Here is a 23,786-nt window from a genome sequence, read left to right on the forward strand (position 1 = left end):
TGCTTACTTGAGCGCGGCCGCGTAGATGTCTGGCTTGAAGCCAATCAGGGTTCGGTCACCGAGATCGAGCACCGGGCGCTTGATCATCGAGGGTTGAGCGAGCATCAGTTCGATGGCTTTCGACTGGTCGAGATCGGCTTTGCGTTCGTCGTCGAGTTTGCGAAAGGTCGTGCCTGCGCGGTTCAACACCGTTTGCCAGCCATGCTCGTCGCACCATTGGGTCAGGTGCTCGCGGTCAATGCCGGCGGTCTTGTAATCGTGGAAGTCATAGCTGACAGCGTGTTCATCGAGCCAGGTGCGCGCCTTTTTCATGGTGTCGCAGGCTTTGATGCCGAAAAGGTGCAACGTTTTGCTTGAAACGGTCAAGGAATTGCCCCCTTTACAGGTGCTGGAAAAAAATGGTGTCGGATTATGCCATGACCAGACGGTTTCGCGGCGCCGAGGTTGCTTTTGCTGAGGGGGCTGCGACATAGGTGCAACGGTCACGCACAGCCTAAGCGGCTAATATGGCAGTTCAACGCTGTCGATTGTCCGGGATTTCCGCTTTATGCAAACCGCTTATACCGTCCTGATTCTGCTGATGCTGGTCAGTGTCTCGCGCCTGATTGGACGGGTGATTCCGCTGCCGCTGCCACTGGTGCAGATCGCCGCCGGTGCCTTGCTGGCCTGGCCGACCCTCGGCCTGCACGTGGCTCTTGATCCGGAGCTGTTCCTGTTTCTGTTCCTGCCACCGCTGCTGTTTTCCGATGGCTGGCGCATGCCCAAGCGGGAATTGTGGCGTCTGCGCGGGCCGGTGCTGACACTGGCGGTCGGGTTGGTGCTGTTTACCGTGGTCGGGGCGGGCTACTTCATTCATTGGCTGCTGCCGACGATTCCCTTGCCGGTTGCCTTTGCGCTGGCGGCGGTGCTGTCGCCAACGGATGCCGTGGCCGTCTCGGCCATTTCGCAGAACCGCTTGCCCACACCATTGATGCACATGTTGCAGGGCGAGGCGCTGATGAATGACGCGTCGGGCCTGGTGACGTTCAAGTTCGCCCTGGCCGCGGCGGTGACCGGTGCGTTTTCCCTGGCCAACGCCAGCCTGACCTTCGTGCTGGTGGCGGTCGGCGGCCTGGCGGTGGGTGTGGCGCTGAGCTGGCTGGTTGGTCGGTTGCGCGCCTGGATGATCGCCCGGGGCTGGGACGATCCGGCGACCCACGTGGTGTTCATGTTGCTGTTGCCATTCGCCGCTTACGTGCTGGCCGAACGGCTCGGCGCGTCGGGCATTCTTTCGGCAGTGGCGGCGGGGATGATGCAGAGCTGGCTCGATCTGCTGCCGCGCCAGACCAGCACGCGATTGCTCAATCGCAGCGTCTGGTCGTTGCTGGAGTTCGCCTTCAACGGCCTGATCTTCCTGCTGCTCGGTCTGCAACTGCCGGACATCATTAAAGCGGTGGTCAGCCACGAGACCTCGTTATGGCCGACCCTGTTCTATCGCTGTCTCGATGTGGTGGCGATCTTCCTGGCGCTGGTGCTGTTGCGCTTCATCTGGGTGCAAAGCATCTGGCGGCTGTCGGTGCTGCTGCGTCGCTTGCGCGGCAAGGGTGATCTGACGCAAGTGCCGACCGCCCGTTCCTGCTGGTTGCTGACCGTTGGCGGTGTGCGCGGTGCGGTGACCCTGGCGGGTGTGATGTCGGTGCCGATGCTGATGGGCAGCGAGGTGTTTCCCGAGCGCGACCTGCTGATCTTCATCGCCGCCGGGGTAATTCTGTTGTCGCTGGTGGCGGCGTGTATTGCGCTGCCATTGCTGTTGCGTGGTATCGAAAAGAGCCCGGACGACAAGCGTCGTCAGGAAGTCCGTGACGCCTGGCGCAAGACGGCGGAAGCGGCGATTCACGCGCTGGAAATCGAAGAGGTCAACCCGCAGGACGCCGCGCAAGCCGCGCTGGCGGCGGAACTCAAGGCGCGGATCATGTCCGAGTACCGCCATCAGCTGGAGGTGTTCAACGATTCCGCCGAAGCCCAGGCATTGGCGTTCCAGATGGATCTGCTTGAACGCCGCTTGCGCCTCAAGGCATTGCGGGCGCAGCGCCTTGAGTTGTACAGCCTCAGTCGTCAGCATCAGATTGGTGATGACGTTTTACGGGAAGTGTTGGGAGAACTGGATTTGAGTGAGGCCAATCTGGGGCAGGTCAAATAATCCAGGAGGCCCGGTCCACCGATTACGCCGTTTGTGCAGCAGGGTACGGATAGACCTTTGCCATGAAGGCCTTGTCTTTTTCACTGAGCACTCGATTCAGATAAATCTTGAAATCGCCGTGGGTCCAGTCCTGGCGAACGGGGTAATGCATGATCGATTTCGGATCGTAAGGCGAATAGTCGAACGAGCCGGCATCGAGCAGGTTGAAGTAGCGTTCATCGACAGACTGGCGCGCGTAATCGTCTTCATCGGCGTCTTCGGCCACGCCGTGTGAGGCGTAAACCGCAGGTTTGTTCCAGGGAATGTTTGACTCCGGGTGCAGGTGCTCATGTTCGGCTCCCAATGCGTGCCCGAACTCATGCATGACATTGGCGGCGAAGAACGCTGGTGCTCGCAGGTCCGGTGACAGCCTCATGGTCGGGTCTGGCGCTTCGACCAATAGGGCGTTGTTACCGATGACAGACCAGTAAATACCGGGCTCGCTTTTGATACGAATATCCCCTGAGTCGCCCTCGACAAAATCGAACTTCAGGTTGATGTGAGGCAGCCAGTTGCTCGCTGCGGTTTTGACAGCCTCTTTGAACGCCTGGTCGCCATTCAGAAAGGCAATTCGCAATGTCTGGCCAGGCGTCCAGAAGTGAGCCGGTTTGCCGGCTGCGCGTTTTTTTCGGCGGGACTGGGTGATTGTTTGAATCATGTTCAAGTGTCCTTACTTTCAGGAAATAATTAACGTGTCCAGCAACTCGATGAGTTCGGGTGGTGAAGTTATTGTTGATCGTGAAAGTATGAAAGTTGTTTGATGTAAGTAGGTGTGTGTTCAATCCAGGTTCGTCAGGCGTTGCACCTGACGAATATTGTTATTTTGAGGCAGGCATTTATTTCGGATAAAGCAGTTTCATCAATTGTTTGTCTTTTTTACTGATCTTGCGGTTGATCGGGACTTGCCAGTTGCCGATGGTCAAATCGTTCGATACGGGATGGTGCATGATGGATCGCCTGTCGTAGTTCGTATAAAGCGCATCCAGCGTATCGAAGGACGCGAACAGATTGCGGTCGACCTGTTCGCGGGTCAGCGGATTCATTTCCCGATTTCGGTAAAACGCGTACACCTTGGGTTTGTCCCACGGAATATTGGCTTGAGGGTGCTGATGTTCGTGCAGGGCCCCCAGCACATGGCCGAACTCGTGAACCACGATGGTTTCGAAATCGGCATGTTCCGGTTTGACGCCCAGATTCATCGTCGGATGGTCGGGATGAATCAATAGCGCATCAGTGCCGAGCACCGAACTGTTGTTATTGTTCCGAGTGGCGATGCGGATATCACCTTTCAGATCGTCGACGAATTCAAACTTGAGGTTGATATAGGGCAGCCATTTACAGGCCGCCTTGATAATCGCGGCCTTAAGGTCTGCGTCGGGTGCATCCATGAATGCGATTTTTAACGTGCGGCCATTTGCCCAGAGTTTCGAGTAATTGATCACGGAGCGTTTGCGGCGTGAGCCGGGTGCGCTGTGTGTACCGGCATTTGCCGGATTCTCGTTGATGGCGGCTGTGTAAGCGGCCTGATCGTCAGGCCATTGAATCAGTTGGCAATCCAGAAGTTCTTTCATTGTTCACTTCTTCCATGAAGTTAGAGTTGGCGTTGGTTCACGCGCAGCGAATAGCGCGACTCAAGACTAACGTCTGGCCGGCACAGGAATGGGGTACAAAAAACAGGGGAAGTGTTACGTGATATTTGACCACCCGTGCCGGATTGGCCGGCACGGGCATTCAGACATTACTTGTGGCGCAGGACGAAGTCGCGAATACGCTCGGCAGCCTCGACGCACTCCGCCAGCGGCGCAACCAGTGCCATCCGCACGCGCCCGGCGCCCGGATTGACGCCATCGACGTCGCGCGACAGGTACGAGCCCGGCACCACGGTCACGTGTTCTTCGGCAAACAGATCCCGGCAGAACGCGGCATCGTCGCCTTGCACATTCGGCCACAGATAGAAGCTACCATCAGGGCGCTGCACGTCCATCACCGGGCTGAGGATCGCCAGCACGGCATCGAATTTCTCGCGATACAGCGCACGGTTGGCGCGTACATGCACTTCGTCATTCCACGCTGCGACGCTGGCGAGTTGGGTCTGAACCGGCATCGCGCAGCCGTGGTAAGTGCGGTACAGCAGGAAGCCCTTGAGGATGTCGGCGTCGCCGGCGACGAAACCGGAACGCAGCCCCGGCAGGTTCGAGCGCTTGGACAGGCTGTGGAACACCACGCAGCGCTTGAAGTCTTGGCGGCCCAGTTCTGCGCAGGCACTGAGCAGGCCCGGCGGCGGGGTTTGTTCGTCGAAGTACAGTTCGCTGTAGCACTCGTCGGCGGCGATCACGAAGTCGTATTCGTCGGCCAGGGCGATCAGCTTTTTCAGCACGTCGACCGGAATCAGCGCACCGGTCGGGTTGCCTGGCGAGCAGAGGAACAGGATCTGGCAGCGCTTCCAGATCTCCGGCGATACGGCGTCGAAATCCGGATTGAAGCCGTTCTCGTCCAGGCACGGCAGGTAATGCGGCTTGGCCCCGGCGAGGAACGCTGCGCCTTCGTAGATCTGATAGAACGGGTTCGGGCTGACCACCAGTGCGTCGTCGCCACGGTTGACCACGGTCTGGGTGAAGGCGAACAGCGCTTCACGGGTGCCGTTGACCGGCAGCACGTTGCGCGCCGGGTCGATCCAGCCGCTCGGTACGTTGAAACGACGTTCGCACCAGGCCGCGATGGCTTCGCGCAGGGCCGGGATGCCGAGGGTGGTCGGGTACACCGCCATCTGATCCAGATTGTTGGCCAGCGCCTCGGCGACGAAGCTTGGCGAGCGATGCTTCGGTTCGCCGATGGACAGCGCGATCGGGCGCTTGTCCGGGTTTGGCGTAACGCTGCCGAGCAGGGCGCGGAGCTTTTCGAACGGGTAGGGCTGAAGCTGGGACAGAGCGTTGTTCATCGGTGCGGGATCTCGTGCAAAGCGGTTGAATCCGGGCGCGCAATCAAATGCTGATGCGCGACAGTTTGATATCGGGTTCCTGATTGACGCTCAACTGTTCGACGATGGCATCCTGCAAACGGCTGCACAGCAGCGGGTCGGACAGCGGTTGATTGTGGGCGTCGGTGATGAAGAACACGTCTTCCACCCGCTCGCCCAGGGTGGCGATTTTGGCGTTCTGCAGCGACAGGTCGAACTCGAGGAAAATCCCGCCGACCCGTGCCAGCAGGCCTGGACGATCCGGCGCAGTGAGTTCCAGTACGGTTACCGGACGCTGGGCGTCGTTGTGGATCGTCACCTGCGGGGCGAACGCAAAATGCTTGAGCTGGCGCGGCACCCGACGCTGGATGATCGTCGGGTAGTCGGCCGGGTTGCGCAGGGCTTCGGTCAGTCCCTCGCGAATCTGCTTGACCCGGACCGGATTGTCGCCGATCGAGTCGCCATCGGTATCGAGCACGATGTAGGTGTCGAGGGTGAACTGGCTGCTGGACGTGATGACCCGGGCGTCGTGAATGTTCAGGTTGAGCTGATCCATCGCAGCCACGGTCACGGCGAAGAAGTCGTGCTGGTCCGGCGCATAGATGAAGATCTGCGTGCCGCCCTCGAATTCTCGCTGGGTGGTTTCCTTGATCAGCACCAGCGGGCCGCCGTCAGCCGGTTGCTGGAGAATGGCGTCGGTGTGCCAGGCCACATCGCCGGCGGTGTGGCGCAGGAAGTAGTCGTCGCCCAGCTGCGCCCACAACTGCTCGACGTCATCCGGGTCGGTGCCGCCGCGCACCAGAATGTCCAGTGCTGCGCTCTGGGTCTGGCGGATCTGTTCTTCGCGATCCACTGGGTTCTCCAGGCCGCGGCGCAGTGCACGCTTGGTCTCGGTGTAGAGCTGGCGCAGCAGACTGGCGCGCCACGAGTTCCACAGCGTCGGGTTGGTCGCGTTGATGTCGGCCACGGTCAGCACGTACAGGTAGTCGAGACGGGTTTCGTCACCGACCGCCAGCGCGAAGTCGTGGATTACCTGCGGGTCGGACAGGTCCTTGCGCTGGGCGGTGGTCGACATCACCAGGTGGTTCTGCACCAGCCACACGATCAGGCGGCTGTCCCACACCGGCAATTGATGGCGCTGACAGAACGCTTCAGCGTCCACGGCACCAATTTCCGAGTGATCACCATGCCGGCCCTTGCCGATGTCGTGGTACAGGCCGGCCATATAAATGAGTTCAGGCTTGGGCAGCTTGGCCATGAGCTTGGCGGCCAGCGGGAATTTCTCCGACACCTGGGTGTACTGCAATTTGCGCAGATGTTTGATCAGGTTCAGCGTGTGCGCATCGACCGTATAGATGTGGAACAGGTCGTGCTGCATCTGCCCGACGATGAAGCCGAACTCCGGCAGATAGCGCCCGAGAATGCCGTAACGGTTCATCCGCCGCAGGTTGCGGTGGATGCCGATCTTGCACTTGAACAGTTCGATGAACAGGCTGGTGTTGCGGATATCGTTGCGAAAGTTGTCGTCGATCAGGTGACGGTTTTCCCGCAGCAGACGAATGGTGTCGGCGCGTACGCCTTTGATTTCCGGCTGCTGGGCCATCAGCACGAAGATCTCGAGCATGGCGAACGGCGTACGGCGGAACACATTGTCGTTGCGTGCCTCGATGTAGCCGTCGTGCAGCTGGAAGCGCGAGTTGATCGGCTGTGGCGGCGCTTCGTCTTCCGGGGCGAGGATGACTTCCTCGAAGTGCTGGATGATCAGGTCGCTGAGCTGGGCAATGCTCATCACCACCCGGAAATACTGCTGCATGAAGTTTTCGACGGCCTGTTTGGCGTCGTCGCCTTCAAAACCCAGCAGCCCGGCAATGGTGCGCTGATGATCAAACAGCAGGCGGTCTTCGGAGCGACCGGCCAGCATGTGCAGGGCGTAACGCACTTTCCAGAGGAATTCTTGAGAGGACGCCAGCAGGGCGTTTTCACTCTCGACCAGAAAGCCTTCGCCGGCCAGGGCACGCAGGTTCAGGGTGCCGTACTGACGACGGGCTACCCACAGAATCGTCTGAATATCCCGTAGTCCGCCGGGCGAGCCTTTGACGTTGGGTTCGAGGTTGTATTCGGTGTCGTTGTACTTGTGGTGGCGAGCCTTCTGCTCGGCGCGTTTGGCCAGGAAGAACTCCTTGCTCGGCCACATGTGTGCAGTGCTGGTGACGTCGAGCATGCGCTGGCGCAGGCGCTCGGGGCCGCAGATGGTGCGGCTTTCCATCAGGTTGGTGACCACCGTCAGGTCGGCGCGCGCCTCTTCGGCGCATTCGTCCACCGAACGAACGCTCTGACCGACTTCCAGGCCAATGTCCCACAGCAGGGTGAGAAAACGCTCGATGGAATCGCGGAAGATTTCGTGGTCGGCGCTGTCCAGCAGGATCAGCAGGTCGATGTCGGAGTAGGGGTGCAATTCACCGCGACCGTAGCCGCCGACCGCGACCAGCGCGATGTCGGCGTCTTCGCTCCAGTCGAACTGGTCCCAGGCCTTTTGCAGGATGTTGTCGACGAACCACGCCCGGTCTTCTATCAGCCGCCGGATGTCGCGACCGGCCCGAAAACGTGCATCGAGCACTTCGCGGGCCTGGCGGATCGCCTTCTTGAACGCCGCGATGGGACTCGCTTTCAGGGCCAGTTCAGCCTGGAACTGGCCGCGGTCGAAGAGTTCGGGATCAACCTGCGGCATCGATTGGCTTTCCTTCTATAGGCTGGGAACGGTGTCTGGGTCAGGCCGAGATGCGCGGGATCGTGTCGTCGCTGCGCAGGGTGAAGATCTCGTAGCCGGTGTCGGTGACAAGCAAAGTGTGTTCCCACTGTGCCGACAGCTTGCGATCCTTGGTGATAGCGGTCCAGCCGTCGCCCAGTACTTTGGTGTCGGCCTTGCCCTGGTTGATCATCGGCTCGATGGTGAAGGTCATGCCGGCCTTCAGTTCCATGCCGGTGCCGGCACGGCCGTAGTGCAGGATCTGCGGTTCTTCGTGGAACACCTTGCCGATGCCGTGGCCGCAGAATTCACGTACCACCGAGAAGCCGTTCTTTTCCGCGTGCTTCTGGATGATTTCGCCGATGTCGCCGAGGCGGCAGCCGGGTTTGACGATCTCGATCGCCTTGTACATGCATTCCTGGGTGACCTGCGACAGGCGCTCGGCCCAGACCGGGACGGTGCCGACGTGGAACATGCGGCTGGTGTCGCCGTGGTAACCGTCCTTGATCACGGTGACGTCGATGTTCAGGGTGTCGCCGTTTTTCAGCGGCTTGTCGTTCGGGATGCCGTGGCAGACCACGTGGTTGATCGAGGTGCAGATCGACTTCGGGTAGCCCTTGTAGTTGAGCGGGGCAGGGATGGCCTGCTGGACGTTGACGATGTAGTCGTGGCAGATCTGGTTCAGCTCATCGGTGGTCACGCCAGGCTTGACGTGCTCGGCAATCATTTCCAGCACATCGGCGGCCAGTTTGCCGGCGACACGCATGCCAGCGATGTCCTCGGGGGTTTTGAGGGTGACGGTCATACAGGCTCTCTCTGCGCTCGACGGCGCTTGCTGATACGAACAGGGGCGCGGCTGTTGATTTGGCGGCCCCGAAAAACGCGATTCTAACAGACCAAAGGCGCAAATCCGCGCCTGCGTGCATCGCTTCTCTCTATACAATGCGGCGCATTGTCCCGATTCCAAGGGGCTGGCGCGCATGTCCCTGACGCGATTGCAGATTCCGGGTTCCGTTTGCGTCGCCCCTGTGGTATAAAATGCGCCGCTTTCCGGGGATAGCTCCGGGAGCATTAACCCACACACGTGTCGACACGATGGCCTGGGTGCCTTTGATCCTCGGATCAATGGTTGGTCATTGGGATACGTGGAGGCCCAACCCGACTTATCAAGGAACTATCATGTCCCAAGTCAACATGCGCGATATGCTGAAGGCCGGTGTGCACTTCGGTCACCAAACCCGTTACTGGAATCCGAAAATGGGTAAATACATTTTCGGCGCGCGTAACAAGATTCACATCATCAACCTTGAAAAAACCCTGCCAATGTTCAACGAAGCTCTGACTTTCGTAGAGCGTCTGGCCCAGGGCAAAAACAAGATTCTGTTCGTCGGCACCAAACGTTCCGCTGGCAAGATCGTTGCTGAAGAAGCAGCACGTTGCGGTTCGCCGTACGTCGATCACCGCTGGTTGGGCGGCATGCTGACCAACTTCAAGACCATTCGTGCTTCCATCAAGCGTCTGCGTGACCTTGAAGTACAAGCCGAAGACGGTACTTTCGCCAAGCTGACCAAGAAAGAAGCGCTGATGCGCACTCGCGATCTTGAGAAGCTGGATCGCTCCCTGGGCGGCATCAAGGACATGGGCGGTCTGCCAGACGCACTGTTCGTGATCGACGTTGACCACGAGCGCATCGCGATCACCGAAGCCAACAAGCTGGGCATCCCGGTCATCGGCGTTGTCGATACCAACAGCAGCCCGGAAGGCGTTGACTACATCATCCCAGGCAACGATGACGCAATCCGCGCTATCCAGCTGTACATGGGTTCGATGGCTGACGCAGTCATCCGCGGTCGCAACAACGTTGCTGGCGGTACTGTAGAATTCGCAGCTGAAGAAACTCAGGCTGCAGCTGAGTAATTGACGCCCTGGCGTTGACTCAGTAAGCAAAAAGGGGGCTTGGCCCCCTTTTTGCCACCTCGAAAACCATCTGTCGGCAGCGCAGCTACAGCATCTGTAACGTGCAGCGGCTACAAACAGGTTCGGGAAGAATTGAACGCCCGTTCGATCGGGTGGAATGGTTGAAAACCTATCCAAGAGGAATTTGAAAATGGCAGCAATTACTGCAGCGTTGGTCAAAGAACTGCGCGAACGTACCGGCGAAGGCATGATGGATTGCAAGAAAGCCCTGGAAAAGGCTGGCGGCGACATCGAAAAAGCCATTGATGACATGCGCGCTTCGGGCGCCATCAAGGCTGCCAAGAAAGCTGGCAACGTTGCCGCTGAAGGCGCTATCGCCATCAAGGACGACGGCAAGGCTGCCGTTCTGATCGAAGTCAACTCGCAGACCGACTTCCTGGCTCTGCAGGACGACTTCAAAAACTTCGTTGCTGCCAGCGTTGACAAAGCATTCGCTGACAAGCTGACCGATGCAGCTCCGCTGATCGCTTCTCAAGAAGCCGCTCGCGAAGCACTGGTTGCCAAAGTAGGCGAGAACGTCAACATCCGTCGCCTGGTGCGCGTAGAAGGCGACGTAGTCGGCACCTACCTGCACGGCAACAAGATCGGTGTTGCTGTTGTCCTGAAAGGCGGCGACGTCGAGCTGGCCAAAGACATCGCGATGCACGTTGCTGCAAGCAACCCTGAGTTCCTGCTGCCTTCGCAAGTCTCCGACGAAGCGATCGAGCGTGAAAAGGCTGTGTTCCTGCAGCTGAACGAAGAAAAAATCAAAGGCAAGCCAGAAAACATTGTTGAGAACATGGTCAAAGGCCGTATCAGCAAGTTCCTGGCAGAAGCAAGCCTGGTTGAGCAGGCGTTCGTCAAGAACCCTGAAATCAAGGTTGGCGAGCTGGCCAAGAAAGGCGGCGCTGAAATCGTTTCCTTCACCTACTTCAAAGTAGGCGAAGGCATCGAGAAGCCGGTCGACAACTTCGCTGAAGAAGTTGCTGCCCAGCTGGCTGCCGCCAAGCAATAAGACGGTTTTTCAACTGTCGCCCGAAAGAGGCTGCCCGCTCACGCGCGCAGCCTCTTTTCAGATAGGGTTACCAATTTTTTATTGGTTTCCCCTTGGAACTGACTTACAAAGCCATGTTCCGATGGCGCTGAAGCAGCGCCAAGCTAGAGTGAACGCCAGCTGTAAACAGCTCGCAAAGAATTTTTAAAATACGCCGCAGGAGAGATTCGCAATGGCTCAGCAGGGCAGTGGTTATCAGGCTCGCTATAAACGCATTCTACTCAAGCTTAGCGGCGAGGCCCTGATGGGCTCGGAAGAGTTCGGGATCGATCCGAAAGTGCTCGATCGCATGGCGCTGGAAGTCGGCCAACTGGTCGGCATCGGCGTTCAGGTCGGTCTGGTGATCGGCGGTGGCAACCTGTTCCGCGGTGAAGCGCTGAGCAAGGCCGGCATGGATCGGGTCACGGGCGACCACATGGGCATGCTGGCCACTGTGATGAACGCCCTGGCCATGCGCGACGCGCTGGAACGTGCCAATATCTCCGCCATCGTGATGTCGGCCATCTCCATGGTCGGTGTAACCGATCACTATGACCGTCGCAAGGCCATGCGCCACCTGAACTCCAAGGACGTGGTGATCTTCGCGGCCGGTACCGGCAATCCGTTCTTTACCACGGATTCGGCAGCCTGCCTGCGCGCTATTGAAATCGACGCTGATGTCGTGCTCAAGGCGACCAAGGTCGATGGCGTCTACACCGCTGACCCGTTCAAAGACCCGCATGCCGAGAAGTTCGATCATCTGACATACGATGAAGTACTGGATCGCAAGCTGGGTGTAATGGATCTGACGGCTATCTGCCTGTGCCGCGATCACAAGATGCCGCTGCGCGTATTTAACATGAACAAGCCGGGCGCCCTGCTGAACATCGTGCATGGTGGCGCTGAAGGCACTCTGATCGAGGAAGTCCAACAATGATCAACGAAATCAAGAAAGACGCTAAAGAGCGCATGACGAAGTCCGTTGAGTCCCTGGCTCACAACTTCGGCCGTATCCGCACCGGTCAGGCGCACCCGAGCATCCTGGAAGGCGTGATGGTGCCTTACTACGGCGCTGATACCCCGATCAAACAAGTGGCCAACATCACCGTCAAGGATGCCCGTACCCTGCAAGTCGTTGCGTTCGAGCGCAACATGCTGGGTGCCGTGGACAAGGCCATCGGCAGTGCAGGTCTGAACCTGAACCCTACTAACCTGGGTGAGTTGCTGCTGATCAGCATGCCGGCCCTGACTGAAGAAACCCGTCGCGGTTTCACCAAGCAGGCGCGTGATGTGGCTGAAGACGCTCGTGTTGCCGTGCGCAACATCCGTCGCGATGCCAACAGCTCCCTGAAGGATCTGGTCAAGGAAAAGGAAATCAGTGAAGACGAAGAGCGTCGCGCAGCCGGCGAGATCGACGATCTGACCAAGAAGTTCGTGGCTGAAATCGACGCCAAGCTGGCCGAGAAAGAAAAAGACCTGATGGCCGTATAAGGGTCGAGTTTTAAATGGACAAGACCAAGCAGACTGCGCCGTCCGCGGTGCCGCGCCATGTCGCGATCATCATGGATGGCAATAATCGCTGGGCGAAAAAACGCTTCATGCCGGGTGTCGCCGGGCATAAAGCGGGCGTGGACGCTGTACGGGCGGTGATCGAGGTGTGTGCCGAGGCCAAGGTCGAGGTGCTCACCCTGTTCGCTTTTTCCAGTGAAAACTGGCAGCGCCCGGCCGATGAGGTCAGTGCTTTGATGGATCTGTTCTTCAAGGCGTTGCGTCGTGAGGCCAAGCGCCTGAACGACAACAACATCAGTCTGCGCATCATTGGTGACCGTACGCGGTTTCATCCTGAGCTTCAGGCAGCCATGCGTGAAGCCGAAGCGATGACCGCCGGTGCCAACCGTTTCATCCTGCAAATCGCTGCCAACTACGGCGGTCAGTGGGACATAGCGCAAGCGGCACAGCGTCTGGCGCGTGAGGTTCAGGCCGGGCATTTGCGGCCGGAAGACATCACCCCGGATCTGCTGCAGACCTGTCTGGTCACTGGTGATCTGCCGTTGCCTGATTTGTGCATCCGCACCGGCGGCGAGCATCGCATCAGCAACTTCCTCTTGTGGCAGTTGGCCTACGCCGAGTTGTACTTCTCCGACCTGTTCTGGCCGGACTTCAAACACGAAGCCATGCGCAATGCGCTGGCCGATTTCGCTTTGCGCCAGCGTCGCTTCGGTAAAACGAGCGAGCAGGTCGAAGCTGGAGCCCGGGTTTAATGCTTAAACAACGCATCATCACTGCACTGATTCTATTGCCGATCGCCCTGGGTGGTTTTTTCCTGCTCGAAGGGTCCGGTTTTGCCCTGTTCATCGGGCTGGTCGTGAGTCTGGGTGCCTGGGAGTGGGCGCGCCTGGCCGGCTTCACCGCGCAGGCATTCCGTGTCGGCTACGCGGCGGTGGTCGCGCTGATGCTGTTCGTCATGTACATCCTGCCGGGGCTGGCACCATGGGTGCTGGGCGCGTCGGTGATCTGGTGGGTGCTGGCGACCTGGCTGGTGCTGACGTATCCGCGCTCCAGCGAGCATTGGTCCAGCGCCGCCGCCAAGCTGGTAATCGGTTTGCTGATTCTGTTGCCTGCCTGGCAAGGGCTGATGTTGATCAAGCAATACCCGCTCGGTAACTGGTTGATCATGGCGGTGATGGTGCTGGTCTGGGGGGCTGATATCGGGGCGTACTTCTCCGGTCGTGCGTTCGGCAAGCGCAAGCTGGCTCCGCAAGTCAGTCCCGGCAAAAGCTGGGAGGGCGTGTATGGCGGTCTGGCGTTAAGTCTGGTCATCACCACGTTGGTCGCGCTGTTCCGTGACTGGACGGTGGCACAACTGTTCAAGGGTTTGATCGGTGCGGCGGTGATTGTCTTCATCTCGGTGGTGGGCGATCTGACCGAAAGCATGTTCAAGCGCCAGTCCGGCATCAAGGACAGCAGTAATCTGCTGCCCGGCCATGGTGGTGTACTGGATCGCATCGACAGCCTGACGGCGGCGATCCCGGTATTCGCGGTGCTGTTGTGGATGGCGGCGTCGTGAGTCGCCCACAGCAGATTACCGTCCTGGGCGCGACCGGTTCGATCGGTCTGAGCACCCTGGATGTCATCGCCCGGCATCCGGAGCGTTATCAGGCCTTCGCCCTGAGCGGTTTTACCCGCCTGAGCGAACTGTTTGCCCTGTGTGTCCGTCATCTTCCTAAATATGCTGTAGTGCCGGAGGTCGGCGCCGCTCGCAACCTGCAGGATGATTTACGAGCCGCGGGCCTGCCGACGCAGGTGCTGGTCGGCGAGGAAGGATTGTGTCAGGTCGCTGCGGCACCCGAGGTGGATGCCGTCATGGCCGCCATCGTCGGCGCTGCCGGCCTGCGCCCGACTCTTGCGGCAGTCGAGGCGGGCAAGAAGATTCTTCTGGCCAACAAGGAAGCGCTGGTCATGTCCGGCGCCTTGTTCATGCAGGCCGTGCGCAAGAGCGGTTCGGTCCTGTTGCCGATCGACAGCGAACACAACGCGATTTTTCAGTGCATGCCGCAGGACTTTGCTCGCGGGCTGAGTAACGTTGGGGTCCGTCGGATTTTGCTGACGGCTTCCGGTGGTCCGTTTCGTCAAACGCCGATGGCCGAACTGGCGCATGTTTCACCGGATCAGGCCTGTGCGCACCCGAACTGGTCCATGGGGCGCAAGATTTCGGTGGATTCGGCCAGCATGATGAACAAGGGGCTCGAACTGATCGAGGCCTGCTGGTTGTTCGATGCCAAGCCATCGCAAGTCGAAGTGGTGATTCATCCGCAGAGCGTGATTCACTCGCTGGTCGATTATGTGGACGGCTCGGTGCTGGCGCAGTTGGGCAATCCCGATATGCGCACGCCGATTGCCAACGCCCTGGCCTGGCCAGAGCGCATTGATTCGGGCGTGGCGCCGCTGGATCTGTTCGCTGTGGCGCGCCTGGATTTCGAAGCTCCCGACGAGGAGCGTTTCCCGTGCCTGCGCCTGGCGCGGCAGGCCGCCGAGGCGGGAAACAGTGCCCCGGCCATGCTCAACGCGGCGAATGAAGTGGCGGTTGCCGCGTTTCTCGACGGACGGGTTCGCTACCTGGAAATCGCGAGTATCATCGAGGAAGTCTTGAATCTCGAGCCTGTGGTGGCGCTGGATGATCTCGATGCGGTGTTCGCCGCTGATGCAACCGCCCGGACATTGGCCGGGCAGTGGTTGAGTCGTCACGGCCGATAGGTCTTGCAATACATGGCTTCACGCGGCACTGGACAGGATTGCGGAGAAAGTAGATGAGCGCGCTCTATATGATTGCCGGCACCCTGATCGCTCTGGGTGTGCTGGTCACCTTTCACGAATTCGGCCACTTCTGGGTCGCGCGTCGCTGTGGCGTCAAGGTTCTGCGTTTCTCCGTTGGCTTCGGCATGCCGCTGCTGCGCTGGCATGACAAGCAGGGTACGGAGTTTGTAGTCGCCGCGATTCCGCTGGGTGGCTACGTCAAGATGCTCGACGAGCGCGAAGGCGAAGTGCCGGCCGATCAGCTTCATCAGTCATTCAATCGCAAGTCCGTGCGTCAGCGCATCGCCATCGTCGCGGCCGGCCCTGTGGCCAACTTCCTGCTCGCGCTGGTGTTCTTCTGGGTGTTGGCCATGCTCGGTAGCGAGCAGATTCGTCCGGTCATCGGTTCGGTGGAGTCCGGCAGCATCGCTGCGACAGCGGGGCTGAGCGCTGGTCAGGAAATCGTCGCCATCGACGGTGAGCCGACCTCGGGCTGGGCTGCGGTCAACCTGCAGTTGGTCCGACGCCTGGGGGAAAGCGGCTCACTGCAATTGATGGTGCGCGAGCCTGGCTCCACGGCTGACTCACCTCGTGAGCTGGCGCTCGATAAATGGCTCAAAGGGGCTGACGAGCCGGACCCGATTCGCTCCCTCGGTATTCGTCCTTGGCGCCCGGCATTGCCGCCGGTGCTGGCCGAACTTGATCCGAAAGGCCCGGCCCAGACAGCCGGGCTGAAAACCGGCGATCGTCTGCTGAAACTGGATGGCAAGGCGCTGGATGACTGGCAGCAGGTGGTCGATACCGTTCGTACGCGTCCTGATACCAAAATCGTGCTGCGCGTCGAGCGCGACGGTGTTCAAATCGACGTCCCTGTGACATTGGCTGCGCGTGGCGATAAAAAGTCGCCAAGCGGTTACCTTGGGGCGGGCGTGAAGGCTGTCGACTGGCCGCCGGAAATGATTCGCGAGGTCAGTTACGGGCCTTTGGCGGCGATTGGCGAGGGTGCCCGTCGTACCTGGACCATGAGCGTACTGACGCTGGATTCACTGAAGAAAATGCTCTTCGGCGAGCTCTCGGTAAAAAACTTGAGTGGACCGATAACCATTGCTAAAGTGGCGGGCGCTTCTGCCCAGTCGGGCGTCGCTGATTTCCTGAATTTCCTTGCTTATCTGAGTATTAGCCTGGGGGTTCTGAATTTGCTGCCCATTCCTGTACTGGATGGGGGGCATTTGTTGTTTTATCTGATCGAGTGGGCGCGTGGTCGTCCCTTGTCGGATCGGGTGCAAGGTTGGGGGATACAGATCGGTATCAGCTTGGTGGTCGGGGTGATGTTGCTTGCTCTGGTCAACGATCTGGGTCGTCTGTAACGCTTCGCTGAATTGCGAATCTGCCGCATTTTGCGGCAGTTTGTTTATTGCCAGTTGGAATAAGAAAGGACTTCATGAAACGTCTGCTGCTAACTGCGGTTCTCACCGTATTGATGATCGCCGAAGTTCACGCCGAGTCCTTCACTATCTCTGATATTCGCGTCAATGGCCTCCAGCGGGTCTCCGCGGGTAGCGTCTTTGGTGCCTTGCCGTTGAACGTCGGCGAGCAGGCGGATGATCGTCGCCTGGTGGAATCCACTCGTGCGCTGTTCAAAACCGGTTTCTTTCAAGATATCCAGCTGGGCCGCGAAGGCAACGTTCTGGTGATCACGGTCGTCGAGCGTCCCTCGGTCGCCAGCATCGAGATCGAAGGCAACAAGGCGATCTCCACCGAAGACCTGATGAAAGGCCTCAAGCAATCCGGTCTGGCCGAAGGCGAGATCTTCCAGCGCGCGACCCTCGAAGGCGTGCGTAACGAGCTGCAACGTCAATACGTTGCACAAGGTCGTTACTCGGCTACCGTCGATACCGAAGTGGTCTCGCAGCCGCGCAACCGCGTCGGCCTGAAAGTGAAGATCAACGAAGGCACCGTCGCCGCCATTCAGCACATCAACGTGGTGGGCAACACGGTTTTCCCCGAGGAAGACCTGACCGACCTGTTCGAACTGAAAACCACCAACTGGCTGTCGTTCTTCAAGAACGACGACAAGTATGCCCGTGAAAAACTGTCCGGTGACCTGGAGCGTCTGCGTTCCTACTACCTGGACCGTGGCTATATCAACATGGATATCGCTTCGACCCAGGTGTCCATCACCCCGGACAAGAAGCACGTCTACATCACCGTCAACGTCAATGAAGGCGAGAAGTACACCGTTCGTGACGTCAAGCTCAGCGGTGACCTGAAAGTCCCTGAGGACCAGGTCAAGTCGCTGTTGCTGGTGCAGAAGGGTCAGGTGTTCTCGCGCAAGCTGATGACCACCACTTCCGAACTGATCACCCGTCGTCTGGGTAACGAGGGTTACACCTTCGCCAACGTCAACGGCGTGCCACAACCGCACGATGAAGATCACACCGTCGATATCCTGTTCGCTGTCGATCCGGGCAAGCGTGCCTACGTCAACCGCATCAACTTCCGTGGTAACACCAAGTCCGAGGACGAAGTGCTGCGTCGTGAAATGCGTCAGATGGAAGGTGGCTGGGCTTCGACCTACCTGATCGACCAGTCCAAGACCCGTCTGGAGCGTCTGGGCTTCTTTAAAGAAGTCAACGTCGAGACCCCGGCTGTGCCAGGTGTCGATGACCAGGTTGACGTGAACTACAGCGTTGAAGAGCAGGCTTCCGGTTCGATCACCGCCAGCGTCGGTTTCGCCCAGAGTGCCGGTCTGATCCTCGGTGGTTCGATCACCCAGAACAACTTCCTCGGTACCGGTAACCGCGTCAGCGTCGGCCTGACCCGCAGCGAATACCAGAGCCGCTACAACTTCGGCTACGTTGACCCGTACTGGACCGCCGATGGCGTGAGCCTGGGTTACAACGCTTTCTATCGCACCACCGACTACAAAGACCTCGATGTCGACGTAGCGAGCTATGCGGTAGACAGCCTGGGTGCCGGCGTGAACGTGGGCTACCCGATCAGCGAGACTTCGCGTCTGACCTTCGGCCTGTCCGCTCAGCAGGACAAGATCAAGACCGGCCAGTACACCGTTGACGAGATTTTCGACTTCGTTAAGCGTGAAGGCGACAACTACCTGAACTTCAAGGCTTCGGCCGGCTGGTCCGAGTCGACCCTGAACAAGGGTGTGCTGCCAACCCGTGGTCGTTCCCAGAGCCTGACCCTGGAAACCACCATTCCAGGCAGCGATCTGTCGTTCTTCAAGCTCGATTACCGTGGCCAGTTGTTCCAGCCTTTGAGCGAGAACTACACCATGCGCCTGCACACCGAGCTGGGCTATGGCGATGGTTACGGTTCGACCGACGGCTTGCCTTTCTATGAAAACTACTATGCTGGTGGTTTCAACTCGGTTCGTGGCTTTAAAGACAGCACGCTGGGTCCACGCAGTACCCCTAGTCGTGGCGCCGGTGTGACCGGTAACGCCGGTACGTTGCGTGACCCGGATCAGGATCCGCTGCCGTTCGGTGGCAACGTGTTGATCCAGGGTGGTGTCGAGGTGTTGTTCCCGCTGCCATTCGTCAAGGATCAGCGTTCGCTGCGTACTTCGGTATTCTGGGACGTGGGTAACGTATTTGACTCCAAGTGCGAGAAGACTACCAACGCGACTGTCGGCTCGACTTCTGCCACTCAGTGCAACGACATCAGTCTGAGCAACATGGCCAGCTCCGTCGGTGTCGGCGTGACCTGGGTCACCGCACTGGGCCCGCTGAGCTTTGCACTGGCGATGCCGATCAAGAAACCGGATGAAGCTGAAACTCAAGTGTTCCAATTCTCCCTGGGCCAGACGTTCTAAGCGTCTGACCCAAGACAACGACAATGGATTTTGTAGGAGTGCATCGTGCGTAAGTTGACTCAATTGGTTCTCCTGGCCTCCGTACTGGTGGCAGGCCCGGCATTTGCCGACATGAAAATCGCCGTCCTGAACTATCAGATGGCTCTGCTGGAATCCGACGCGGCGAAGAAGTACGCCGTGGATGCCGAGAAGAAGTTTGGCCCGCAACTGACCAAGCTCAAGACCCTGGAAAGCAGTGCCAAGGGCATTCAGGATCGTCTGATGGCCGGTGGCGACAAGATGCAGCAAGGCGAGCGCGAGCGTCTGGAACTTGAGTTCAAGCAAAAGGCTCGTGACTTCCAGTTCCAGTCCAAGGAGCTGAACGAAGCCAAGGCTGTTGCCGACCGCGAAATGCTCAAGCAACTGAAGCCGAAACTGGATAGCGCAGTGGAAGAAGTCATCAAGAAAGGTGGTTTTGACCTGGTGTTCGAGCGTGGCGCAGTGATCGATGTCAAACCTCAGTACGACATCACGCGCCAGGTTATCGAGCGCATGAATCAGCTGAAGTAACCCATGACCGTGACTATCAAGCTCGGCCAGTTGGCCGAGTTCCTCGGCGCCACCCTGAGTGGCGACCCCGAGAAGCAAATCACTGGGCTAGCCACCTTGCAGGAGGCTGGCCCAGCTCAGTTGAGCTTTCTGGCAAACCCCCAATACCGTAAATACCTGGCTGGCTCGCAGGCCGCAGCCCTGTTGCTCAAGGCTGCCGACGCGGAAGGTTATGCCGGTAATGCGCTGGTGGTGCCGGATCCTTACCTGGCTTACGCACGCATTTCCCATCTGTTCGATCCGAAACCCAAGGCTGTTGCCGGCGTTCATTCGACTGCCGTGATCGCCGAGGACGCCGTGGTCGATCCGAGCGCCAGTGTCGGTCCCTTCGTGGTGATCGAAGCCGGTGCTCGAATTGGCGCGGGTGTGACACTCGGCGCGCATTGCGTTGTCGGTGCGCGCAGTGAAATCGGCGAGGGCGGCTGGCTGGCCCCGCGAGTCACGCTGTATCACGATGTGCGGATCGGCAAGCGGGTGGTGATCCAGTCCGGCGCCGTGCTCGGCGGTGAAGGCTTCGGTTTTGCCAACGAGAAGGGTGTCTGGCAGAAGATCGCCCAGATCGGCGGCGTGACCATCGGTGACGATGTAGAGATCGGCGTGAATACCGCCATCGACCGCGGTGCGCTGGCCGATACCGTGATCGGCAACGGCGTGAAGCTCGACAACCAGATTCAGATCGCCCACAACGTGCAGGTCGGTGACCACACCGCCATGGCCGCGTGCGTGGGGATTTCCGGCAGCACCAAAATCGGCAAGCACTGCATGCTCGCCGGGGGTGTTGGCTTGGTAGGGCACATCGATATTTGCGACAACGTATTCCTGACCGGGATGACCATGGTGACCCACTCGATTACCGAGCCGGGTGCCTATTCTTCCGGCACAGCCATGCAACCGGCGGCCGAATGGCGCAAAAGCGCGGCCCGTATTCGTCAGCTCGATGACATCGCGCGACGTTTGAAACAGCTGGAAAAGCGCTCCGGGGAAGTGACCCCTGGCGGTAATGCTTCATCTGAAGGCTGATACCATTTCCATATCAAGTGTGCACAGCCTCTGGACTGCCTCCTTGACTTGCTAGAGGAGTGCGCGTCAGTCGCGCTCCCAATCTTTACATAGGCTTCCCCCCGAAATGATGGACATCAACGAGATTCGCGAATACCTGCCTCACCGTTACCCGTTCCTGCTGGTGGACCGGGTAGTGGAGCTGGATACGGAAGGCAAGCGCATTCGCGCCTACAAGAATGTCAGCATCAACGAACCGTTCTTCAATGGTCACTTCCCTGCGCACCCGATCATGCCGGGCGTGCTGATCATCGAAGCCATGGCTCAGGCTGCCGGGATCCTCGGTTTCAAGATGCTTGACGTGAAACCGGCCGACGGCACCCTTTATTACTTCGTCGGCTCCGACAAACTGCGTTTCCGCCAGCCAGTGCTGCCGGGGGATCAGTTGATCCTCGAAGCCAAGTTCATCAGCTGCAAGCGTCAGATCTGGAAGTTCGAATGCCAGGCTTCGGTCGACGGCAAACCGGTCTGCTCGGCTGAAATCATCTGTGCGGAACGCAAGCTATGAGTTTGATTGACCCTCGCGCAATCATCGATCCGTCAGCCGTGTTGGCTGATGGCGTCGAGGTCGGCCCGTGGTCGATCATCGGTGCAGGTGTGGAAATCGGCGAGGGTACGGTCATCGGGCCACACGTGATCCTCAAAGGTCCGACCCGTATCGGCAAGCACAACCGCATCTACCAGTTTTCCTCGGTAGGCGAAGACACGCCGGACCTGAAATACAAGGGCGAGGAAACCCGTCTGGTGATCGGTGACCACAACGTCATCCGTGAAGGTGTGACAATCCACCGTGGCACCGTTCAGGATCGTTCCGAAACGACTCTGGGTGATCACAACCTGATCATGGCCTATGCTCACATCGGACATGACAGCGTCATCGGCAACCACTGCATTCTGGTCAACAACACCGCGCTGGCCGGCCATGTGCACGTTGATGACTGGGCAATCCTGTCCGGTTTCACCCTGGTTCATCAGTACTGCCACATTGGCGCCCACAGCTTTTCCGGCATGGGTACAGCGATCGGCAAGGACGTCCCGGCGTTCGTCACCGTATTCGGCAACCCGGCCGAAGCGCGCAGCATGAACTTCGAGGGCATGCGCCGTCGCGGTTTCAGCGAAGACGCCATTCACGCGCTGCGCCGTGCGTACAAAACGGTGTATCGCCAGGGACTGACCGTCGAGCAGGCGCTGGCCGAACTGGCCGAGCCGTCCGCCCAGTTCCCGGAGGTCGCGATGTTCCGTGACTCCATCCAGTCGTCGACCCGCGGCATCACCCGCTGACCATGGCTAATCTGCGTATTGCGCTGGTGGCGGGGGAGGCTTCCGGTGACATTCTGGGCGCAGGCCTGATGCGTGCCCTCAAGGCACAGCACCCTGCGGTGGAGTTCATCGGTGTCGGTGGCCCGCTGATGCAGGCCGAAGGCCTGACATCCTATTTTCCGATGGAGCGTCTGTCGGTCATGGGCCTGGTGGAAGTCCTGGGACGCTTGCGTGAACTGCTCAAGCGCCGCAAAGACCTGATCGCTACGCTTATCGCTGAAAAACCGGATGTGTTCATCGGCATCGACGCACCGGATTTCAACCTCAATATCGAACTCAAGCTACGTCAGGCCGGAATCAAGACCGTGCACTACGTCAGCCCATCGGTGTGGGCGTGGCGGCAGAAGCGGGTGCTGAAGATCCGCGAAGGCTGCGACCTGATGCTCACGCTGCTGCCGTTCGAAGCCAGCTTCTACGAAGAGAAGGGCGTGCCGGTGCGGTTCGTCGGCCATACGCTGGCCGATACCATTCCGCTGGAGGCTGATCGCGCCGCCGCGCGTGCCGAACTCGGTCTGCCGGACGGTCCGCTGGTGGCTTTGATGCCGGGCAGCCGGGGCGGCGAAGTCAGCCGTCTGGGTGCGTTGTTCCTTGATACCGCCGAACGCTTGCGGGCCATGCGCCCGGGTGTGCGTTTCGTCATCCCGTGCGCCAGCCCCGAGCGTCGTGCCCAGCTTGAAGAATTGCTGGCTGGCCGCGATCTGCCAGTGACCCTGCTCGATGGCAAATCCCATCTGGCGCTGGCGGCGTGCAACGCGGTTCTGATTGCATCCGGTACTGCCACGCTGGAAGCGCTGCTGTACAAGCGCCCGATGGTCGTGGCGTACCGTCTTGCGCCGCTGACGTTCTGGATTCTCAAACGCATGGTCAAGAGTCCGTACGTCTCCCTGCCGAACCTGCTGGCCCAGCGACTGCTGGTGCCGGAATTGTTGCAGGATGATGCGACGGTCGAGGCGCTTGCCCAGACCCTGTCGCCATTGATCGACGGTGGCGAAGAGCAGACCCGTGGCTTCGACGAGATCCATCGCACTCTACGCCTGGACGCTTCCAATCAGGCGGCTGACGCCGTTCTGAACCTGATCGGGCAAACACGATGAGCAAGACAAGCATGCAGATGGGTCTGGATTTCACCCTGGTCGCCGAAGTCGAAGAGCTGGTGGCCGGCGTGGATGAAGTCGGTCGCGGTCCGTTGTGCGGAGCAGTCGTCACCGCAGCGGTGATCCTCGATCCGAATCGGCCGATCCTCGGTCTCAACGACTCGAAAAAACTCACCGAAGCCAAGCGCGAAAAGCTCTACGACGAAATCTGCGAGAAGGCGCTCAGCTGGTGCATCGCCCGCGCCGAGGTCGAAGAAATCGACGAGCTGAACATCCTTCACGCCACCATGCTGGCGATGCAACGCGCGGTCGCTGGCCTGCACATCCAGCCGAAACTGGCGATGATCGACGGCAATCGCTGCCCGAAACTGCCGATGCGTTCCGAAGCGGTGGTGCAGGGCGACGGCAAGGTGCCGGCGATTGCAGCGGCATCGATTCTGGCCAAGGTCAGCCGCGACCGCGAGATGGCGGCGTTCGAATTGATCTACCCGGGTTACGGCATCGGCGGCCATAAAGGCTATCCGACCCCCGTTCATCTGGAAGCGCTGTCACGCCTCGGGCCGACGCCGATTCACCGGCGTTCGTTTGCCCCGGTGCGTCAGGCTTACGAAGCGCTGGAAGGCCTGACGCAGGTTTAGCGGCAAGGCTGATGTTTTGTTCGGGGCCCGGTACAATCCGGGCCTTGTTGTCT

22 protein-coding genes are annotated in these 23,786 nt (G+C 59.3%); 16 read left to right on the forward strand and 6 right to left on the reverse strand.

What is annotated here, in order from left to right; translation table 11 throughout:
- Positions 1 to 3 precede the first annotated feature (3 nt).
- Complete coding sequence (locus tag PDR5_RS05585; RefSeq protein ID WP_003222107.1) at positions 4 to 366, reverse strand: ArsC family reductase; 363 nt, start codon at positions 364 to 366, stop codon at positions 4 to 6.
- Between the two features lie 181 nt (positions 367 to 547).
- Here PDR5_RS05585 and PDR5_RS05590 point away from each other — a divergent pair, with 181 nt between their 5' ends.
- Entirely contained in the window at positions 548 to 2,179 is a 1,632-nt protein-coding gene (locus PDR5_RS05590) for a Na+/H+ antiporter (protein WP_064593765.1), read from the forward strand.
- A gap of 22 nt (positions 2,180 to 2,201) precedes the next feature.
- Here the strand turns inward: PDR5_RS05590 and PDR5_RS05595 are convergent, their stop codons facing one another.
- The 5 genes from PDR5_RS05595 to map form a co-directional block, all read right to left on the reverse strand.
- The gene (locus PDR5_RS05595; RefSeq protein ID WP_064593769.1) at positions 2,202 to 2,876 is read right to left on the reverse strand and encodes a hypothetical protein; all 675 of its coding nucleotides are present in this window, start codon (positions 2,874 to 2,876) and stop codon (positions 2,202 to 2,204) included.
- Between the two features lie 178 nt (positions 2,877 to 3,054).
- Entirely contained in the window at positions 3,055 to 3,789 is a 735-nt protein-coding gene (locus PDR5_RS05600) for a peptidase M12 (protein ID WP_064593776.1), read from the reverse strand.
- A 167-nt stretch (positions 3,790 to 3,956) separates the two neighbouring features.
- Entirely contained in the window at positions 3,957 to 5,156 is a 1,200-nt protein-coding gene (gene dapC / locus PDR5_RS05605; protein WP_064593779.1) for a succinyldiaminopimelate transaminase, read from the reverse strand.
- Between the two features lie 43 nt (positions 5,157 to 5,199).
- Positions 5,200 to 7,902: a [protein-PII] uridylyltransferase gene (locus PDR5_RS05610; RefSeq protein ID WP_064593782.1), complete on the reverse strand. Its 2,703-nt coding sequence runs from the start codon at positions 7,900 to 7,902 to the stop codon at positions 5,200 to 5,202.
- A 40-nt stretch (positions 7,903 to 7,942) separates the two neighbouring features.
- Positions 7,943 to 8,725: a type I methionyl aminopeptidase gene (gene map / locus PDR5_RS05615; RefSeq protein ID WP_039769663.1), complete on the reverse strand. Its 783-nt coding sequence runs from the start codon at positions 8,723 to 8,725 to the stop codon at positions 7,943 to 7,945.
- A 374-nt stretch (positions 8,726 to 9,099) separates the two neighbouring features.
- On the opposite strand from map, the gene rpsB reads away from it, so the two are divergent.
- The 15 genes from rpsB (at position 9,100) to rnhB (ending at position 23,733) form a co-directional block, all read left to right on the forward strand.
- On the forward strand, positions 9,100 to 9,837 hold the full coding sequence (rpsB, locus tag PDR5_RS05620) for a 30S ribosomal protein S2 (protein ID WP_008052780.1): 738 nt from the start codon (positions 9,100 to 9,102) through the stop codon (positions 9,835 to 9,837).
- 190 nt (positions 9,838 to 10,027) lie between these two features.
- The gene (tsf, locus tag PDR5_RS05625) at positions 10,028 to 10,891 is read left to right on the forward strand and encodes a translation elongation factor Ts (RefSeq protein ID WP_064593783.1); all 864 of its coding nucleotides are present in this window, start codon (positions 10,028 to 10,030) and stop codon (positions 10,889 to 10,891) included.
- 211 nt (positions 10,892 to 11,102) lie between these two features.
- Positions 11,103 to 11,846: a UMP kinase gene (pyrH, locus tag PDR5_RS05630; RefSeq protein ID WP_011332683.1), complete on the forward strand. Its 744-nt coding sequence runs from the start codon at positions 11,103 to 11,105 to the stop codon at positions 11,844 to 11,846.
- A complete protein-coding gene (gene frr, locus PDR5_RS05635) occupies positions 11,843 to 12,400 on the forward strand; it encodes a ribosome recycling factor (RefSeq protein ID WP_011332684.1) in 558 nt (185 codons plus the stop codon). The genes pyrH and frr overlap by 4 nt, the downstream gene beginning before the upstream one ends.
- Before the next feature lie 14 nt (positions 12,401 to 12,414).
- Entirely contained in the window at positions 12,415 to 13,170 is a 756-nt protein-coding gene (gene uppS / locus PDR5_RS05640) for a polyprenyl diphosphate synthase (RefSeq protein ID WP_007954779.1), read from the forward strand.
- Positions 13,170 to 13,976: a phosphatidate cytidylyltransferase gene (locus PDR5_RS05645; RefSeq protein WP_064593785.1), complete on the forward strand. Its 807-nt coding sequence runs from the start codon at positions 13,170 to 13,172 to the stop codon at positions 13,974 to 13,976. Before uppS ends, PDR5_RS05645 begins: the two co-directional genes overlap by 1 nt.
- Positions 13,973 to 15,163, forward strand: a complete 1,191-nt coding sequence (ispC, locus tag PDR5_RS05650) for a 1-deoxy-D-xylulose-5-phosphate reductoisomerase (protein ID WP_064593787.1) — start codon at positions 13,973 to 13,975, stop codon at positions 15,161 to 15,163. The genes PDR5_RS05645 and ispC overlap by 4 nt, the downstream gene beginning before the upstream one ends.
- 53 nt (positions 15,164 to 15,216) lie before the next feature.
- Positions 15,217 to 16,569, forward strand: coding sequence for a sigma E protease regulator RseP (rseP, locus tag PDR5_RS05655; RefSeq protein ID WP_064593789.1), 1,353 nt, complete (start codon positions 15,217 to 15,219; stop codon positions 16,567 to 16,569).
- Between the two features lie 74 nt (positions 16,570 to 16,643).
- Positions 16,644 to 19,034: an outer membrane protein assembly factor BamA gene (bamA, locus tag PDR5_RS05660; protein WP_039769675.1), complete on the forward strand. Its 2,391-nt coding sequence runs from the start codon at positions 16,644 to 16,646 to the stop codon at positions 19,032 to 19,034.
- 45 nt (positions 19,035 to 19,079) lie between these two features.
- On the forward strand, positions 19,080 to 19,583 hold the full coding sequence (locus tag PDR5_RS05665; protein WP_003222140.1) for an OmpH family outer membrane protein: 504 nt from the start codon (positions 19,080 to 19,082) through the stop codon (positions 19,581 to 19,583).
- Between the two features lie 3 nt (positions 19,584 to 19,586).
- Positions 19,587 to 20,642, forward strand: coding sequence for a UDP-3-O-(3-hydroxymyristoyl)glucosamine N-acyltransferase (gene lpxD / locus PDR5_RS05670; RefSeq protein ID WP_064593791.1), 1,056 nt, complete (start codon positions 19,587 to 19,589; stop codon positions 20,640 to 20,642).
- Between the two features lie 106 nt (positions 20,643 to 20,748).
- Positions 20,749 to 21,189 carry a 3-hydroxyacyl-ACP dehydratase FabZ gene (fabZ, locus tag PDR5_RS05675; RefSeq protein ID WP_003222142.1) on the forward strand — a complete coding sequence of 147 codons (441 nt, stop codon included), beginning with the start codon at positions 20,749 to 20,751 and terminating at the stop codon, positions 21,187 to 21,189.
- Positions 21,186 to 21,962: an acyl-ACP--UDP-N-acetylglucosamine O-acyltransferase gene (gene lpxA / locus PDR5_RS05680; RefSeq protein WP_007954792.1), complete on the forward strand. Its 777-nt coding sequence runs from the start codon at positions 21,186 to 21,188 to the stop codon at positions 21,960 to 21,962. Before fabZ ends, lpxA begins: the two co-directional genes overlap by 4 nt.
- 2 nt (positions 21,963 to 21,964) lie before the next feature.
- Complete coding sequence (gene lpxB / locus PDR5_RS05685) at positions 21,965 to 23,095, forward strand: lipid-A-disaccharide synthase (RefSeq protein ID WP_064593792.1); 1,131 nt, start codon at positions 21,965 to 21,967, stop codon at positions 23,093 to 23,095.
- Between the two features lie 11 nt (positions 23,096 to 23,106).
- Positions 23,107 to 23,733 (forward strand): ribonuclease HII, encoded by a 627-nt coding sequence (gene rnhB, locus PDR5_RS05690; RefSeq protein WP_064379016.1) that lies wholly within the window; start codon positions 23,107 to 23,109, stop codon positions 23,731 to 23,733.
- The last annotated feature ends 53 nt before the right edge of the window (positions 23,734 to 23,786 follow it).

It is taken from the genome of Pseudomonas sp. DR 5-09 (assembly GCF_001655595.1).
Taxonomy (GTDB): Bacteria; Pseudomonadota; Gammaproteobacteria; order Pseudomonadales; family Pseudomonadaceae; genus Aquipseudomonas; species Aquipseudomonas pharyngis.

Bases quoted from the DNA above. Each gene is read 5' to 3' on its own strand.
- PDR5_RS05590 (WP_064593765.1), top strand. From the start codon at position 548: ATGCAAACCGCTTATACCGTCCTGATTCTGCTGATGCTGGTCAGTGTC.
- PDR5_RS05595 (WP_064593769.1), bottom strand. From the start codon at position 2,876: ATGATTCAAACAATCACCCAGTCCCGCCGAAAAAAACGCGCAGCCGGC.
- PDR5_RS05600 (WP_064593776.1), bottom strand. From the start codon at position 3,789: ATGAAAGAACTTCTGGATTGCCAACTGATTCAATGGCCTGACGATCAG.
- dapC (WP_064593779.1), bottom strand. From the start codon at position 5,156: ATGAACAACGCTCTGTCCCAGCTTCAGCCCTACCCGTTCGAAAAGCTC.
- PDR5_RS05610 (WP_064593782.1), bottom strand. From the start codon at position 7,902: ATGCCGCAGGTTGATCCCGAACTCTTCGACCGCGGCCAGTTCCAGGCT.
- map (WP_039769663.1), bottom strand. From the start codon at position 8,725: ATGACCGTCACCCTCAAAACCCCCGAGGACATCGCTGGCATGCGTGTC.
- rpsB (WP_008052780.1), top strand. From the start codon at position 9,100: ATGTCCCAAGTCAACATGCGCGATATGCTGAAGGCCGGTGTGCACTTC.
- tsf (WP_064593783.1), top strand. From the start codon at position 10,028: ATGGCAGCAATTACTGCAGCGTTGGTCAAAGAACTGCGCGAACGTACC.
- pyrH (WP_011332683.1), top strand. From the start codon at position 11,103: ATGGCTCAGCAGGGCAGTGGTTATCAGGCTCGCTATAAACGCATTCTA.
- frr (WP_011332684.1), top strand. From the start codon at position 11,843: ATGATCAACGAAATCAAGAAAGACGCTAAAGAGCGCATGACGAAGTCC.
- uppS (WP_007954779.1), top strand. From the start codon at position 12,415: ATGGACAAGACCAAGCAGACTGCGCCGTCCGCGGTGCCGCGCCATGTC.
- PDR5_RS05645 (WP_064593785.1), top strand. From the start codon at position 13,170: ATGCTTAAACAACGCATCATCACTGCACTGATTCTATTGCCGATCGCC.
- rseP (WP_064593789.1), top strand. From the start codon at position 15,217: ATGAGCGCGCTCTATATGATTGCCGGCACCCTGATCGCTCTGGGTGTG.
- bamA (WP_039769675.1), top strand. From the start codon at position 16,644: ATGAAACGTCTGCTGCTAACTGCGGTTCTCACCGTATTGATGATCGCC.
- lpxD (WP_064593791.1), top strand. From the start codon at position 19,587: ATGACCGTGACTATCAAGCTCGGCCAGTTGGCCGAGTTCCTCGGCGCC.
- fabZ (WP_003222142.1), top strand. From the start codon at position 20,749: ATGATGGACATCAACGAGATTCGCGAATACCTGCCTCACCGTTACCCG.
- lpxA (WP_007954792.1), top strand. From the start codon at position 21,186: ATGAGTTTGATTGACCCTCGCGCAATCATCGATCCGTCAGCCGTGTTG.
- lpxB (WP_064593792.1), top strand. From the start codon at position 21,965: ATGGCTAATCTGCGTATTGCGCTGGTGGCGGGGGAGGCTTCCGGTGAC.
- rnhB (WP_064379016.1), top strand. From the start codon at position 23,107: ATGCAGATGGGTCTGGATTTCACCCTGGTCGCCGAAGTCGAAGAGCTG.